Source organism: Tessaracoccus zhenghani, assembly GCF_054552775.1.
Window position 1 is genome coordinate 1,745,872 of record NZ_CM137275.1, and the last position, 13,705, is coordinate 1,759,576.

The window sequence follows — 13,705 nt, forward strand, 5'->3', positions numbered from 1 at the left end:
CGTGTCTCAGAGACCGACGTCCGACGCCGAGTAGAACTCCGAATCGACCAGCTGTTCCTGGATGTTCTCCTTGGTGACGACGACCGGGTCGATCAGGAACGTGGGCACGACCTTGACGCCGTTGTCGTAGGTTTCGCTGTCATTGACCGCGACCTCTTCGCCCTTGACGATCTGGTCGACCATCGTGGCCACCTGCTCGCCGAGCATGCGGGTGTCCTTCCAGACGCTCATGGTCTGCTTGCCCTGCACCATGGCCTGCACGTTGGCAAGGTCTGCGTCCTGGCCGGTCAGCAGGGGCCAGTCGACGCCCGGCTCATAGCCGGCACCTTCGAGCGCCTGCTGGATGCCCAGGGCGAGCGAGTCGTTCGGGGACAGCACGATGTTGACCTTCTTGCCGTCACCGTAGAAGGAGTTGAGGCGGTTCTCCATCTCGGACTGAGCGCCCGAGGAGGCCCAGTTCTGGATACCGATGGAGGCCCATCCCTCGGAATCGGCGGGAGCCTTGCCCGACGGCACGGTGAGCTCGCCGCTCTGCACCTTGGGGCCGATCAGGTCCCACGCGCCGCCGAAGAAGAAGCGGACGTTGTTGTCGTCGGGGGATCCGGCGAAGGGCTCGAGGTTGATCGAGCCGTCCTCGTTCTTGTACTCGTCCATGTGGTCGAGGACGTACTGACCCTGCAGCTGGCCGACCTTGTAGTTGTCGAACGTGGCGTAGTAGTCGACGTTCTCGGTGCCGTTGATGAGTCGGTCGTAGGCGAGCACCTTGACGCCGGCGTCGGCGGCCTGCTGGAGGACCGGGCCCATCGCTGTGCCGTCGATGGAGGCGACCACGACGACCTTGGCGCCGTCGTTGATCATGTTCTGAAGCTGGTTGTTCTGCTGGTCCTGCTTGTTGTCGGCGTACTGGAGGCTGGTTTCGTAGCCCATGTCCTGGAGCAGGCCCTCGAGGTGGGCACCGTCGCGATTCCACCGCTCGAGGCTCTTGGTGGGCATGACGATGCCGATGAGGCCGCCGGCTGCGGGGGCGCTGGTGCTGGTGCTGGGGGCAGCTTCGCTGCCGTCTGCGGGTGCCGGGCTGGCGCCCCCACCACGCTCGCTGCTGCAGGCTGCCAGCGTGCCCACGGCGAGCGCCGCGGCAGACATGGTCAAGAGGTTTCGACGTGACAGTGCCATGCGTGACTCTTCCCTTCCGGTGCGGCCCCTTCGCCGCACTCGATTGAAGTGAGACGCGTCATCGATGGCGCCCTCACTTTTGTTTCGTCATGAGACTAAAAACAATTGGACTGCGAAGTCAAGCCGATGCGATAACGATTCGGACACGTTGTAGTCCTACGCCATGCACAGACCGGTCCGCCGCCGCTCCGCCGTCCAATTTCGCCCCGACAGCCCCGGGGAAACGTCAGCCGGTATGGTGGGCCACGCCACCGAAATTCTTCAAGGAGGACAGATGTCAGGTCGCATCCGATACGAGGCGTTCAAGAACAAGGTGATGTCGGCCCACGACGCCGCCGCCCTCGTCGAAAACGGATGGAACATGGGCTTCTCAGGGTTCACCGGTTCCGGTTACCCGAAGGCGTTCCCCGAGGCGCTCGCCGCCATCATCGACGCCGCGCACAACCGCGGCGAAGAGTTCAAGATCGGCGTCTGGACCGGCGCCTCCACGGCCCCTGAACTCGACGGCGCCCTCGCCCGCACAGGCGGCATCTCCTACCGCGCCCCGTACCAGTCGGATCCCGACATGCGTAACACCATCAACTCCGGCGTGTCCTACTACCAGGACATCCACCTGTCCCACATGGGCCCCCAGGTCTCCCAGGGCTTCCTGGGCAAGCTCAACGCGGCAGTCATCGAGGTGACCGCCATCACCGAGAACGGCGACCTCATCCCGTCGTCCTCGGTGGGCATGAACCGCACCTACCTCGAGCACGCCGACAAGGTCATCATCGAGGTCAACGAGTGGCAGTCCGAGGGTCTCTTCGGCATGCACGACATCTACTACCCCATCGGCGCCCTGCCTCCGAACCGCGTCCCGCTGCCCATCCAGAACCCGGGCGACCGCATCGGCGGCAAGTACCTCACGGTGGACCCGGAGAAGGTCATCGCGATCGTCGTGACGAACTCGCCGGACCGCAACACGCCGTTCAAGCACCTCGACGACGACTCCCGCGCCATCGCCGGCAACTTCCTGGATTTCCTCGGCCACGAGGTCAAGGTCGGCCGTCTGCCGGAGAACCTGCTCCCGCTGCAGTCCGGCGTCGGCAACATCGCCAACGCCGTGCTCCAGGGCCTGCTCGAGGGCCCGTTCGAGAACCTCACCTCGTACACCGAGGTGATCCAGGACGGCATGGTGGATCTGCTGGATTCAGGCAAGCTCAGCGTCGCCTCCGCGACGGCCTTCTCGCTGTCGCCGAAGGCCGCGGAGAAGATGAACGACAACGCCGCGCACTACGCCAAGAAGATCGTGCTGCGCCCGCAGGACGTGTCGAACCACCCCGAAGCCATCCGTCGCATGGGCGTCATCGCCTGCAACGGCATGATCGAGGCCGACATCTACGGCAACGTGAACTCCACCCACGTGATGGGCTCGCGCATGCAGAACGGCATCGGCGGCTCCGGCGACTTCACCCGCAACGGTTGGATCTCGTCGTTCGTCACCCCCTCGACGGCCAAGGGCGGCGCCATCTCGTGCATCGTGCCGATGGTCAACCACGTGGACCACACCGAGCACGACGTCCAGGTGATCATCACCGAGCAGGGCCTGGCGGATCTGCGTGGGCTCGCCCCGCGGCTGCGCGCCAAGGCGATCATCGACAACTGCGCGCACCCGGATTTCAAGGAGCCGCTGCGTGAATACGTGAAGCTCGCGGAGAAGAAGGCCAACGGCATGCACACGCCGCACGACCTGGCCACCGCGCTGGGCTGGCACGTGCGCTTCCTCGAGACGGGCACCATGGCTCAGTGAGCTGACAGCCGCACGGGCACCGGGGGTGGGTTTCCACCCCCGGTGCCCTTTTCTGTGGGCCGGCGACGCCGGATCGTGGCGGGGCTCTGTGGCGGGCTCTGAACCTGCGTCGCCACCCGCCCCCACGCGGGCGGCCGGACTCTGGCAGGCTGAGCAGCGTCGCGCCCTGAAAGGAGCCCCCACCCCGTGCTTTCCGCCGCCTTGACGTTCTTCCTGGTCATGGACCCGTTGGGCAACGTGCCCCTCTTCCTGACCGCACTGCGCAACACCCCGGAGGAACGGCGACAGTGGGTGATCCTGCGCGAACTCCTCATCGCCCTGGCCGTCATGGTGGCCTTCCTGTTCGCGGGGGGGAGCCTGCTGGACCTGCTCAACATCGGCAACGCCGCGCTCGAAACAGCCGGTGGAGTGATCCTGTTGCTCATCGCCATCCGGATGGTGTTCCCCACCGCCGAGCGGAACCTGCGAGAGCCCCACACCGACGACGAGCCGTTCATCGTCCCGCTGGCCGTGCCCTATGTCGCCGGGCCGTCGCTGCTGGCCGTCGAGGTCGTGCTCATCTCGCAGAACCCGGCAGATTGGCCGATCTTCCTGGGGGCGCTGATCCTGGCGTGGTCGGTGACCGCCGGGATCCTCTACCTCTCGGGCTTCCTGCGCCGGGTCGTCGGCGACAAGACCCTCATCGCCATCGAGCGGTTGATGGGAATGATCCTGGTGATCCTCGCGGTCCAGATGATGCTGGGCGGCATCAAGGCCTTCTTCACGGGCTGACGCGGGGCGGCCGTCCGCCGCGACTGGTATGAATAGGGCCATGATCGACCTGGTTGCCCTACGCCGCGAATTCCATCAGATCCCCGAGGTGGGCCTGCAGCTCCCCCAGACCCAGGCCCGCGTCCTCAGCGCGTTGGAGGGGCTGCCGCTGGAGATCACCCTGGGCGAGTCCGTGACCAGCGTCGTGGGCGTGCTGCGCGGCGGGAAACCGACGCAGGGCAAGCGCCCCGTCGTGCTGCTGCGGGCGGACATGGACGCGCTGCCCGTCGAGGAGTTGACCGGCCTGGAGTACGCGTCGGCCAACGGCAACATGCACGCCTGCGGGCACGACCTGCACATGGCGATGCTCATCGGCGCCGCCCACGAACTCTCCGCCCGCCGGGCGGACCTCGCCGGCGACGTGGTCTTCATGTTCCAGCCGGGTGAGGAGGGCGTTGACGGCTGCCGCTACATGCTGGAGGAGGGCCTCCTCGACGTGGCAGGGTCGCGGCCGGACTGGGTCTACGCCATCCACGTGTGGTCCGCGCTGGACCCCCATGGCACCTTCAGCACCAAGCCCGGCACCGTCATGGCCAGCTCGGACGTCGCCCGGGTCCGGGTGGTGGGTCGCGGCGGTCATGGCTCCACCCCGCAGCTCGCGGCAGACCCGGTGCCGGCGCTGGCGGAGATCACCACCGCGCTGAACACCATGGTCACCCGCCGCTTCGACGTGCAGAACCCCGTCGTGGTCACCGTCGGGTTGCTGCAGGCCGGCACCATCGCCAACGTCATCCCGGAGGACGGCCGCCTCGAGGCGACGCTGCGCACCTTCGACACCGGAGTGCGGGCCAAGCTCATCGAGATCATCCCCCAGGTGGTGGAGGGCATCGCCGCTGCGCACGGCGTCACGGGCGAGTTCTCCCTGGTCGAGCAGTACCCCGTCACGGTCAACGACGACGCGGAGGCCGACGCCGTGGCCGCAGCGGTGACAGACCTCTTCGGCTCGGAGCGCCACCTGCGCTGGGAGAAGCCGCTCGCCGGCGCAGAGGACTTCTCGCGCCTGCTGGAGGAGGCGCCGGGCTGCTTCATCGGCCTGTCGGCCTGCCCGCCGGATCTGGACCCCGCCAGCGCACCGTTCAACCACTCCGCCTACGCCCTCTTCGACGACGCCGTGCTGGCGGACGGTGCCAGGCTCTTCACCGAACTGGCCCTGCGCAAAATCGCCTGAAAAGGCGCACCGCCACCGTACGGGTGTGGCGGTGAGGGGGCGGGTCACGGGTACTGTCGAAGGATGGAACTCGACGACGCCGTTGCGGCGGCACTGGCCCACCCACTGGTGGTAGCCGCCGCGCCCAGCAGCGAGCATCCGGGAATGGTCACGCTCACGCTGCTCACTGGTGAAGACATCATCTGCAACCCGCAACTCGCCGAGCCTGATCCCGGCGAGTCGGACGAGGACGCCCTCATGCGCTTCCATGCGTCACTGGACAAGCTCCTGGTCACCGTCCAGACCACGCTAGACGAGGAACACAGCCTCGACGACGCCATCCCCCTGGTGCGCAGCGCCGACTACTTCACCAGGCCGGAGGCCAGCCCGGCCCTGACCTTCCCCCTCACCGACTACATCGGCGTCGGGCTCGCCTTCGACCTACCCACCGCCGTCATGCCCATCAGCGAGGACCAACTCGCCGGCGACACCGCGGAGGAGGCCGTGAACCGCGCGGCCCGCGCGGTGTTGAACCTGCGCGACATGGCTGAGCAGTTCGGTCTCGCCCCCGTCGTCGAGGACAATTCGATCCTCGTCGTGCACGCCACCGAGGGCAACGACTCCGCCTGGTTCGCGGACCTCCAGACCATGGAGGCGGCGCTCACCCAGATGGAGAGCGTCACCGGCTCGGAATGGGCAGCGGTGCCCGCCTCCCGCGAGGACCTCTTCCTGCTGGACACCGACACCCTGCACTGGCCGGAGTTCCTGGACGTGCTGGAGTCGGTGCACGGCAGCCACAAGGAGGTGTGCCCACTGCCCCACGTGCAGGCGGACCACGCGTGGCGCGAGTGGCTGCCACCAGCGGGGCACCCAGCGGAGCAGAGACTGACCCGGCTGCGCGCCGACATCCACGCCCAGCAGCACGCCGAGCAACGCGAGCGGCTCCAGGCCGGCGGGTCGTTCCCGTCGTCGATGCTGCAGATCGAGCGCTCCGGCCGCTGGGAGACCCTCGCGGTGACCGCCGACGACGTGACCAGCATCCCGCGCACGGACCTGGTGGTCTTCTTCCGCGACGGTGACCAGGAGCCGCTCGGCGTGAGCCTCGGCGACGCACTGGTGCTGTGCCCGCATCTCTTCTCCCTGCACGAGGGCACCTTCCCGCCCCGGCTCCTCGTCAAGCCGCCCACGGACGACGACCGCCGCGCGCTCGATCAGAATCGCGTCCAGTGGGGCGCCCGCGCCTGACAGAGGGGACAATGGGCCGATGCGTCCCATGCTCGCCACCCCCACCGCCACGCCCGGGGTGCCACCCGTCGGGCCGGGCTGGGTCCACGAGATCAAGTGGGACGGCGTGCGCTCGATCGCCGAGACCCGTGGCGGGGAACTGATCCTGTACAACCGCACCGAGGGGCAGATCACCATCGCCTACCCCGAGGTGGTAGCGGGCGCCCGCGGCCTACCTGACGGCCTCATCATCGACGGCGAACTCATCGCGCTGAACAGCGACGGCGTGCCGTCGTTCCACGCCATCCAACCGCGGATGCACGTGCGCAACGCGGCGCGGGCGGCCAGGTGGTCCGCCGAGCGGCCCGTCACGTTCGTCGCGTTCGACCTGCTGAAGCTCGCCGGCGAGGACCTGACCCGGCTGCCGCTGGCAGAACGGCGCGCACGGCTGGAGGAGCTCGACCTCACCCGGCCGCACTGGCAGTTGTCGGACCAGCACGACGACGGCGAGGCGCTCGCCCGGGCCACCCGCGACGCCGGGCTCGAGGGCGTGATCAGCAAACGGGCCGAGTCCGTCTATCTTCCCGGGGCACGGACCGCGCACTGGGTGAAGACTCCGCACCGCACCGAACTGGTGGGAGTGATCGGCGGTTGGCTCCCGGAGACCACCAACCCGGCACGGCTGGGCGCGGTGTGGATCGGCCACCCGGCTGACGAGGCGACGTTCGAGACCGAAGCGGTGCTGTACTCACTCGGCCGCGTGGGCTCCGGGCTGAGCCACGCGGAGAAGGACATGTTGCTCGAGGTCCTCCGCACGACCGAACGCCCCACCCCGCCCTTCGATCCCGTCCCCTCAGACCCGGCAGTCCGTCGCACGCACTGGGTGGAACCCATGCTGTGCGTCGAGGTGCGCTACCTCAACGTCACGCCCGACGGGGTGCTGCGGCAGCCGGTGATGATGCGGCTGCGCCCGGACGTGTCGCCGGCCGAGGCGGCCGTCGCCGAGACCGGTTGAGCCGCCGCCGCTCAGTTGAGCCGCTGCGCCACCAGCACCACGTCGTCGCGGTGCTGGGCACCGGCCCCGTGGGTGACGGAACGCTCGCGGTTGTCGAGGGTGATGACGCTCCACCCGTCGGGCAGTCGTTCGGAGATCAGTTCCGGGCTGAGGAGTTCCCTGCCGTAGGCGGGATGGTCCTCGTGCACCTGGGTGTCGAAATCTGCGTGGTGCACGACCACGAGGTGTCCGCCGGGCGCTACCAGGCTCGTGAGGAGACCGGCCGTGTGCGCATCCGTGAACAGCGGGACGTAGCTGGCGGTGACCAGGTCGTACTCGGCGTGCGGCAGGAAGGCGGAGCCGAGCTCGCCGTGCACCCACTCCACCTCGACGCCGGCGGCCTTCATGGCCCTGGTGGCACGCTCGATGGCCACCGACGACGGCTCCAGCCCGACGACCTCCCACCCCTGCTGCTCGAGCCAGATGGCGTCGGCGCCCTCGCCCGAGCCGACGTCCAGGGCCAGCCCCGGGGAGAGCTTCGAGGCCTCCGCCACCAGCGCCGCGTTGGGGTTGCCGGACCACATGGCCTCTGAGTGGCTGTAGGTCTCGTCCCAGTCGTGGTCGTGCATGGCTCAAGTATGCCTCTGCCACCGGGGCCGGACGGCTTGTAGTCTTGGCGGCGATGGACACCACCAAGCAGATCGCGACCCTCCCGCCGCTGGAGGAACTGCAGGGCGGCGTGCCGCTCAGCAGGCGCACGGGCGAGCCCCGGCGCCCCGTCGTGCTCGCGGTCGCGTCGGTGCTGCTCTACCTCGCCGTCGCCTCGGCCCTGGGCGCCTACGCCTGGCACTGGTGGATGGCGGCGCACCCGGCCAGCTACGCCAACTCCGCGTGGCTCATCGCGTGGACGGATCCGGCACCGGGCACGTGGTTGTCGCTGACGCTGGAGGTCGCGCTGGCGGCCGCTCTCGCACTGGCCGCGGGGGCCGCTGGCATCGCCGGTTTCCAGGCCTGGAACGGGTGGCGCTGGGCGCGCTGGGCCGGCCTCGTCGCGGCTGCGCTGATGGGCGGCTTCATGGCGATCACCCATTGGTACGCCGCGGTGCCCGTCGCCCTGACGGTGGTTGGCGCCGGCCTGCTGTTCCTGCCGCCCGTCACCCGCTACTTCCGGCACTGGACGCAGGTGCGCGCCACCCCGCCCGCCCCGTACCGCCGGCCCGGTGAGATCCACTACGGCCGGCTCGCCCGGTTCCGCTGACTTATAGACTCCCCAGCATGGCCAACTCGCTCCTCAACGGTCTCTTCCGCGTGCTCCGCGACGCGGCCACCCGCTCGCTCCGGCGCCCGCAGGACGCCCCCAGCGGTGGACCCCGCACCCGCGCGCGCTTCAAGCAGAACGAATCGCCGCAGGAGCGGCGCAGGGAGGAACCCTCGGGCGACTACCCGGGGGACTTCACGCAGATGCCGGAGATCAGCTACGCCCCCCATCTGGACGGCCGTCCGGACCCGGGCGAGATCGTCTGGACCTGGGTGCCCTACGAGGAGGACCACAGCCGCGGCAAGGACCGCCCCGTGCTGCTGATCGGGCACGACGGCCCCTGGCTCCTGGGGTTGCAGATCACCAGTCAGGACCACGACCGCGATGAGGAGCAGGAAGCGCGCGCCGGCCGATACTGGCTGGACATCGGCGCCGGCGACTGGGATTCGCAGCGCCGCCCCAGCGAGGTGCGGGTCAACCGGATCATCCGCATCGATCCGGATACCGTGCGCCGTGTGGGCGCCATCCTCGACGAGTCCACCTTCCGCACCGTCGGACGCGAGGTGGGCAACCACTACTGAGCGGCCATCAGGACGCCGCCTCAGCCTCCAGCAGCAGGCGCTCGAGCCGGTCCGTGTACGGGCCGGGGTGCGTGAGGTTCACCATGTGGGTGCCGTAGCCCAACACCACCAGCCGACCACGCCGGGCCGCGCGCGCGAAACGCCGCTCCTGCCCCCGGAACTGGTCGAACCGACCGTTGAGGATGGTCACGGGGGCGCCGATGGAGGCCAGGTCGGCGAGCAGGTCGAACTGCGCCGCCGCCCGCACCCCCGCCGCCACCGCAGCCAGATCGGCACGGCCCCGCCGCAGATAGGCCTCCGCGCCCGCCGGGCCCAGCACGCGGCGCAGTGGCGCCTCGCCCGCCCGGTCCGTCCAGCCGATCAGCCGGCCGTAGAACGCGGCGCTGCGCCGTCCCGGCTGGGTGGAGCACCCGGCCGCCACGAGCGAGCGGACCACTTCAGGGAAGCGGGCGGCGGCGTGGATCGCCAGCATGCCGCCCAGCGAACAGCCCACCAGGTGAGCCGGCCCCGCCGTCGACGCTTCGAGCAGGGCGGCCCTGATGGTGTCGAGGGCGCTCTGAGAGGTGAAGGTCTCGTCGCGACGGCTTCCGTGCCCCGGCAGATCCGGGCTGATGCAGGTCCAGCCGCGTTCGCGGAGCCGCTCCACCTGGGGGTCCCACATGGTCGACGAGGTGCGAAGGCCATGGACGAAGACCACCGTGCGGCTCATCTGTCCAGCTTAGGCAGCCGGTACGCCGGTGGTGAACAAGGGGCCGGCCGATTCGGAGCGCCGGGCCGGCGAGTGGTTGAATGACTGTGCTGAAGCACAGGAGAGTCCATGATCACCGTCACAGACCTGCGGAAGGTCTACCACCAGGGCAAGCGTGAAGTGCGCGCCCTCGACGGAGTGTCGCTCACCGTCCCCGCCGGGTCCATCCACGGCGTGATCGGGCACTCGGGCGCAGGCAAGTCCACCCTGGTGCGTTGCCTCACCCTGCTGGACCGGCCGTCGTCCGGCACCGTGGAGATCAACGGCGTGGACCTCACCGCTGCCCGCTCCGACGCGCTGCGCACCGCCCGTCGTCGCATCGGGCTCGTCTTCCAGCAGGCCAACCTCTTCGATTCGCGCACCATCCTGGCCAACGTCGCCTACCCGCTCGAGCTCATCGGCGTGGGCCGCGAGCAGCGTCGCGAGAAGGCCCAGGAGCTGCTGCGGCTCGTCGGCCTCTCCGACGCGGGCAACGCCTACCCGGCACAACTGTCCGGCGGCATGCGGCAGCGGGTCGGCATCGCCCGGGCCCTGGCCACAGATCCCGACGTGCTGCTCTTCGACGAGCCCACCTCGGCGCTGGATCCGCGCACGACGGACGAGATCCTCGACCTCATCGTGTCGCTGCGCGACCGCAGCCCCCAGGACCTGGCCGTCCTCGTGATCACGCACGAGATGCACGTCGTCAAGAAGATCTGTGACTCCGTCTCGCTCCTCGAAGCCGGCCGGATCGTCGAATCCGGGCCGCTCACGCACGTCGTCCAGCGCCTCAGCGGCAGGCTCAGCCAGGCGCTGCTCGGCATCCCGCCGCACTCCCCCGTCGAGGCCAGCGACGCGACTCTCGTCGACGTGCTGGCCAGCGGTGACCGCGCCGCCCTGCCGATGATCGCCCACACCTCCGGCGCCGTCGGCGCGGACCTCGCGATCGTCGCCGGCTCGGTGGAGCAGCTCGCCGGCACCACGTTCTCCCATCTCCGGCTCGCGGTGCCCCACGGCGCCGACGCCAACCGCGTCGTCGACGAGCTGAAACTGCTGGGTGCCGACGCCCGCCTCACCACCGAGATCCGTCAGGAGGAACCCATCGCATGATCCTCCTCGACACCTGGTTCAACAACCCCGCGCTGCAGAAGGCGCTGCTCCCCGCGTTCGTCGAGACCATCCAGATGGTGGGCATCTCCAGCATCGCCACCGTCCTCATCGGCCTCCCCCTGGGCGTGGTGCTGTTCGTCACCCAGCGCGGCGGGCTCGCGGAGAACCGGGCGCTCAACTTCGCACTGTCGCCCATCCTGGTCAACATCACCCGGTCGCTGCCCTACGCCATCCTGATGGTGGCGCTCATCCCGTTCACGCGCTGGCTCGTGGGCACTTCGCTGGGCCCCATCGCCGCATCCGTGTCGCTGGCCATCGCCGCCATCCCGTTCTTCGCGCGGCTGGTTGAGACGTCGCTGCGCGACGTGCACGTCGGCAAACTGGACGCCGCCCACGCCATGGGCTCGACGAAACTGCAGTCGGTCGCCAAGGTGCTGATCCCCGAGGCCATGCCCGCGCTCGTCGCGTCGATCACCACCACGGTGGTCACCATCGTCGGCTACTCGGCCATGGCCGGCCTCATCGGGGGCGGCGGCCTGGGCCGGTTGGCCTACAACTACGGGTTCCAGCGCTACCAGGCGGACGTGATGATCGTCACCGTCGTCATCCTGGTGGTACTGGTCCAGGTCATCCAGATGGCCGGCGAGGCCGTCACCAAGAAGATCGACCACCGCTGACCCACCCCACAGACTCCCGCCGTCAGGCGGGCGGCCCTTCGGGGCCACAGTAAGGAAGATGGCCGACTTGTTGTCGGCCCAGTAGCTAAGGAGAAAGACCTATGCGCAAGATCCTCACCGCCGTCGCTGCCTCGTTGGCAACCGTCATGGCCATGACGGCCTGTGGCTCTGACGCCGCCACGCCCGGAGCCGACGCCTCGCTCGACTCGGCGAACCCCACCAAGGTCGTCGTCGGTGCCAGCCCCGTGCCGCACGCCAAGATCCTCGAATTCGTCAAGGAGAACCTGGCTGCCGAGGCAGGCATCGAACTGGAGATCCAGGAGTTCGACGACTACGTGCTGCCCAACGAGGCGCTCGCGTCGGGTGAACTCGACGCCAACTACTTCCAGCACGTGCCGTACTTCGACAACCAGGTGGCTGAGAAGGGCTTCGAGTTCGAGCACGGCGAGGGCGTCCACATCGAGCCCTTCGCCCTGTTCTCGGACAGGCACGAATCGGCGGACCAGGTGCCCGACGGTGGCGTCATCGCGCTGACCAACGACCCGTCGAACCAGTACCGCGGCCTGAAGCTCCTCGAAGAGGCCGGCCTGCTGCAGGACATCGCCGAGGACACCACCGCGCTGACCATTTCCGACGAGCAGAACCCGAAGGGACTGAAGTTCGAGGAGGCGCAGCCCGAGGTCGTCGTGCAACAGCTCGAGGACCCGAAGGTCGACGCGGCGCTGATCAACGGCAACTTCATCCTCAACGCGGGTCTGAACGCCGATGACGCGATCGCCATCGAAGCCGTCGAGGGCAACCCGTACGCCAACATCCTCGCGTGGCGCACGGACAACACCAACCCGGGTGTCGCCAAGCTCGACGAGCTGCTGCACTCGGACGAGGTGGCCGAGTTCATCAAGCAGGAGTGGCCTGCCGGTGACGTGATCCCCGGCTGATCACATCCCTTTGACGACGGGGCCACGCGGTTGATCCGCGTGGCCCCGTCGCCGCGTTTCCCCTTGTGACATTCGGTTTCGCGGACTCTTCACCCCGGGCACACCCGGGCGTACATTGTTTTCAAGACCCGGGCGACGCCGCCCGAGCCGGTTGGAAACAGGGGGATTCTGATGCGGCACATCTCGAGGTGGATCATGGCTGCGCTGACTGTTGCGTTGGTCGCGGCGGGCTGGGTGGCGGCGCCCCCGGCCCAGGCCTTCGACGTCTACACCACGCCGGGGGTACACATCAGCGCCGGACGTCAATGGCGCACCTGGTGCGAGCCCTACTCGCAGACCGCGCGCTGCACGTCGCAGCTCAAGGTGGGCGGCGTGTGGACGTTCAACAACCTCACGTACCTGCCGTCACCGAGGAGCCTGTGGACCGGCAATCCCCTGGCCACCCCGGGCGAGCACCACATCAACGGGCGCACCTGGTGGACCGAATGCGAAACGGCCACCACCGGCCGCAACGGCTGCCGTTCCTACCTGTGGAACGGGCGGCAGTTCGTGTTCAACAACATCGTGCAGTTCGGCACGATCCGCCCGGATCTCGCCACTCTCTACTGGTACCGGCCGCCCGCGACGCAGGCGCCGTCCGTGCCTGCACCGAGCGCCTACAACATCAACAAGGGCCCCAACGCGACGAACCGGGTGACTCTCACGTTCGATGACTGTCCCACGTCGCTGTCGGCCTTCAAGACCACCGTCAGCGCGGCCACGGACTTGGGCATCGCGCTGGTGCTGTTCCCGACGGGCAACTGCATCAGCGCCGGACGGTTCGACGCCGCCTACGCCCGTTCCAAGGGCCACTACGTGTTCAACCACTCGATCACCCACCCCAACCTGACGACGCTGACCTATTCGCAGGTCGTCCACGAGCTGGGCGCTCCGGGCGTGGTGACCACCTACGGCCGGCCACCCGGTGGTTCCTACAACACCGACACCGTGAAGCGGGCCTACGCCGCCGTCGGGATGAAGATCTGGCTGTGGAACCTCGACACCTTGGACTACCGGGGCCGCACCAGCGAGCAGCTGATCAACACCGTCGTCACCTCGGCCCGGCCCGGCGACAGCGTGCTGATGCACATGAAGTGGTACGCGTTCAACGGGCCCACGCTGAGGGCGATGCGCGACGGGCTGAAGGCCCGCGGCATCGGGGTGTGCGTCAACCGCGGCCCTGTCGTGGCGAAGCCCGCTGGGCTCGCCTGCTGAGCCACACGAGATCCATGTCCAGC

The 13,705-nt window shown here is 68.6% G+C and carries 14 protein-coding genes; 11 read left to right on the plus strand and 3 right to left on the minus strand.

The window, feature by feature from the left end:
* Window positions 1-6 precede the first annotated feature (6 nt).
* A complete protein-coding gene (locus tag ACX1DX_RS08420; protein WP_459396238.1) occupies window positions 7-1,143 on the minus strand; it encodes a substrate-binding domain-containing protein in 1,137 nt (378 codons plus the stop codon).
* A 304-nt stretch (window positions 1,144-1,447) separates the two neighbouring features.
* Between ACX1DX_RS08420 and scpC the strand changes: the two genes are divergently transcribed.
* From scpC to ligD, 5 genes are all read left to right on the plus strand, one after another.
* Complete coding sequence (scpC, locus tag ACX1DX_RS08425) at window positions 1,448-2,962, plus strand: succinyl-CoA:acetate CoA-transferase ScpC (RefSeq protein WP_459396239.1); 1,515 nt, start codon at window positions 1,448-1,450, stop codon at window positions 2,960-2,962.
* Between the two features lie 186 nt (window positions 2,963-3,148).
* Window positions 3,149-3,733, plus strand: a complete 585-nt coding sequence (locus ACX1DX_RS08430) for a MarC family protein (RefSeq protein WP_459396240.1) — start codon at window positions 3,149-3,151, stop codon at window positions 3,731-3,733.
* A gap of 40 nt (window positions 3,734-3,773) precedes the next feature.
* Complete coding sequence (locus ACX1DX_RS08435; protein WP_459396241.1) at window positions 3,774-4,940, plus strand: M20 metallopeptidase family protein; 1,167 nt, start codon at window positions 3,774-3,776, stop codon at window positions 4,938-4,940.
* Between the two features lie 63 nt (window positions 4,941-5,003).
* Window positions 5,004-6,164: a hypothetical protein gene (locus tag ACX1DX_RS08440; protein WP_459396242.1), complete on the plus strand. Its 1,161-nt coding sequence runs from the start codon at window positions 5,004-5,006 to the stop codon at window positions 6,162-6,164.
* Window positions 6,165-6,183: 19 nt separating this feature from the next.
* Entirely contained in the window at window positions 6,184-7,158 is a 975-nt protein-coding gene (gene ligD / locus ACX1DX_RS08445; RefSeq protein WP_459396243.1) for a non-homologous end-joining DNA ligase, read from the plus strand.
* Window positions 7,159-7,169: 11 nt separating this feature from the next.
* On the opposite strand, the gene ACX1DX_RS08450 is transcribed toward ligD, so the two are convergent.
* On the minus strand, window positions 7,170-7,766 hold the full coding sequence (locus tag ACX1DX_RS08450) for a class I SAM-dependent methyltransferase (RefSeq protein WP_076061102.1): 597 nt from the start codon (window positions 7,764-7,766) through the stop codon (window positions 7,170-7,172).
* Between the two features lie 53 nt (window positions 7,767-7,819).
* Between ACX1DX_RS08450 and ACX1DX_RS08455 the strand changes: the two genes are divergently transcribed.
* Together ACX1DX_RS08455 and ACX1DX_RS08460 are read left to right on the plus strand one after the other, a co-directional pair.
* The gene (locus ACX1DX_RS08455; RefSeq protein ID WP_459396244.1) at window positions 7,820-8,395 is read left to right on the plus strand and encodes a hypothetical protein; all 576 of its coding nucleotides are present in this window, start codon (window positions 7,820-7,822) and stop codon (window positions 8,393-8,395) included.
* A 17-nt stretch (window positions 8,396-8,412) separates the two neighbouring features.
* Window positions 8,413-8,976, plus strand: coding sequence for a type II toxin-antitoxin system PemK/MazF family toxin (locus tag ACX1DX_RS08460; RefSeq protein ID WP_459396245.1), 564 nt, complete (start codon window positions 8,413-8,415; stop codon window positions 8,974-8,976).
* A 7-nt stretch (window positions 8,977-8,983) separates the two neighbouring features.
* Here ACX1DX_RS08460 and ACX1DX_RS08465 read toward each other — a convergent pair whose 3' ends face one another.
* Window positions 8,984-9,685, minus strand: coding sequence for an alpha/beta fold hydrolase (locus ACX1DX_RS08465; RefSeq protein WP_459396246.1), 702 nt, complete (start codon window positions 9,683-9,685; stop codon window positions 8,984-8,986).
* A gap of 108 nt (window positions 9,686-9,793) precedes the next feature.
* Between ACX1DX_RS08465 and ACX1DX_RS08470 the strand changes: the two genes are divergently transcribed.
* From ACX1DX_RS08470 to ACX1DX_RS08485, 4 genes are all read left to right on the plus strand, one after another.
* Window positions 9,794-10,813 carry a methionine ABC transporter ATP-binding protein gene (locus tag ACX1DX_RS08470; protein ID WP_182764104.1) on the plus strand — a complete coding sequence of 340 codons (1,020 nt, stop codon included), beginning with the start codon at window positions 9,794-9,796 and terminating at the stop codon, window positions 10,811-10,813.
* Complete coding sequence (locus tag ACX1DX_RS08475; RefSeq protein ID WP_076061113.1) at window positions 10,810-11,490, plus strand: methionine ABC transporter permease; 681 nt, start codon at window positions 10,810-10,812, stop codon at window positions 11,488-11,490. Before ACX1DX_RS08470 ends, ACX1DX_RS08475 begins: the two co-directional genes overlap by 4 nt.
* Before the next feature lie 101 nt (window positions 11,491-11,591).
* Window positions 11,592-12,428, plus strand: coding sequence for a MetQ/NlpA family ABC transporter substrate-binding protein (locus tag ACX1DX_RS08480; RefSeq protein ID WP_459396247.1), 837 nt, complete (start codon window positions 11,592-11,594; stop codon window positions 12,426-12,428).
* A 171-nt stretch (window positions 12,429-12,599) separates the two neighbouring features.
* Window positions 12,600-13,682, plus strand: a complete 1,083-nt coding sequence (locus ACX1DX_RS08485; RefSeq protein WP_459396248.1) for a polysaccharide deacetylase family protein — start codon at window positions 12,600-12,602, stop codon at window positions 13,680-13,682.
* Window positions 13,683-13,705: the final 23 nt, after the last annotated feature.

What these genes read in the sequence shown, in the direction of transcription:
- ACX1DX_RS08435 (WP_459396241.1), top strand. Translation starts at nt 3,774, where the DNA reads ATGATCGACCTGGTTGCCCTACGCCGCGAATTCCATCAGATCCCCGAG.
- ACX1DX_RS08475 (WP_076061113.1), top strand. Translation starts at nt 10,810, where the DNA reads ATGATCCTCCTCGACACCTGGTTCAACAACCCCGCGCTGCAGAAGGCG.
- ACX1DX_RS08450 (WP_076061102.1), bottom strand. Translation starts at nt 7,766, where the DNA reads ATGCACGACCACGACTGGGACGAGACCTACAGCCACTCAGAGGCCATG.
- ACX1DX_RS08460 (WP_459396245.1), top strand. Translation starts at nt 8,413, where the DNA reads ATGGCCAACTCGCTCCTCAACGGTCTCTTCCGCGTGCTCCGCGACGCG.
- ACX1DX_RS08420 (WP_459396238.1), bottom strand. Translation starts at nt 1,143, where the DNA reads ATGTCTGCCGCGGCGCTCGCCGTGGGCACGCTGGCAGCCTGCAGCAGC.
- ACX1DX_RS08465 (WP_459396246.1), bottom strand. Translation starts at nt 9,685, where the DNA reads ATGAGCCGCACGGTGGTCTTCGTCCATGGCCTTCGCACCTCGTCGACC.
- ACX1DX_RS08480 (WP_459396247.1), top strand. Translation starts at nt 11,592, where the DNA reads ATGCGCAAGATCCTCACCGCCGTCGCTGCCTCGTTGGCAACCGTCATG.
- ACX1DX_RS08470 (WP_182764104.1), top strand. Translation starts at nt 9,794, where the DNA reads ATGATCACCGTCACAGACCTGCGGAAGGTCTACCACCAGGGCAAGCGT.
- ligD (WP_459396243.1), top strand. Translation starts at nt 6,184, where the DNA reads ATGCGTCCCATGCTCGCCACCCCCACCGCCACGCCCGGGGTGCCACCC.
- ACX1DX_RS08440 (WP_459396242.1), top strand. Translation starts at nt 5,004, where the DNA reads ATGGAACTCGACGACGCCGTTGCGGCGGCACTGGCCCACCCACTGGTG.
- ACX1DX_RS08455 (WP_459396244.1), top strand. Translation starts at nt 7,820, where the DNA reads ATGGACACCACCAAGCAGATCGCGACCCTCCCGCCGCTGGAGGAACTG.
- scpC (WP_459396239.1), top strand. Translation starts at nt 1,448, where the DNA reads ATGTCAGGTCGCATCCGATACGAGGCGTTCAAGAACAAGGTGATGTCG.
- ACX1DX_RS08485 (WP_459396248.1), top strand. Translation starts at nt 12,600, where the DNA reads ATGCGGCACATCTCGAGGTGGATCATGGCTGCGCTGACTGTTGCGTTG.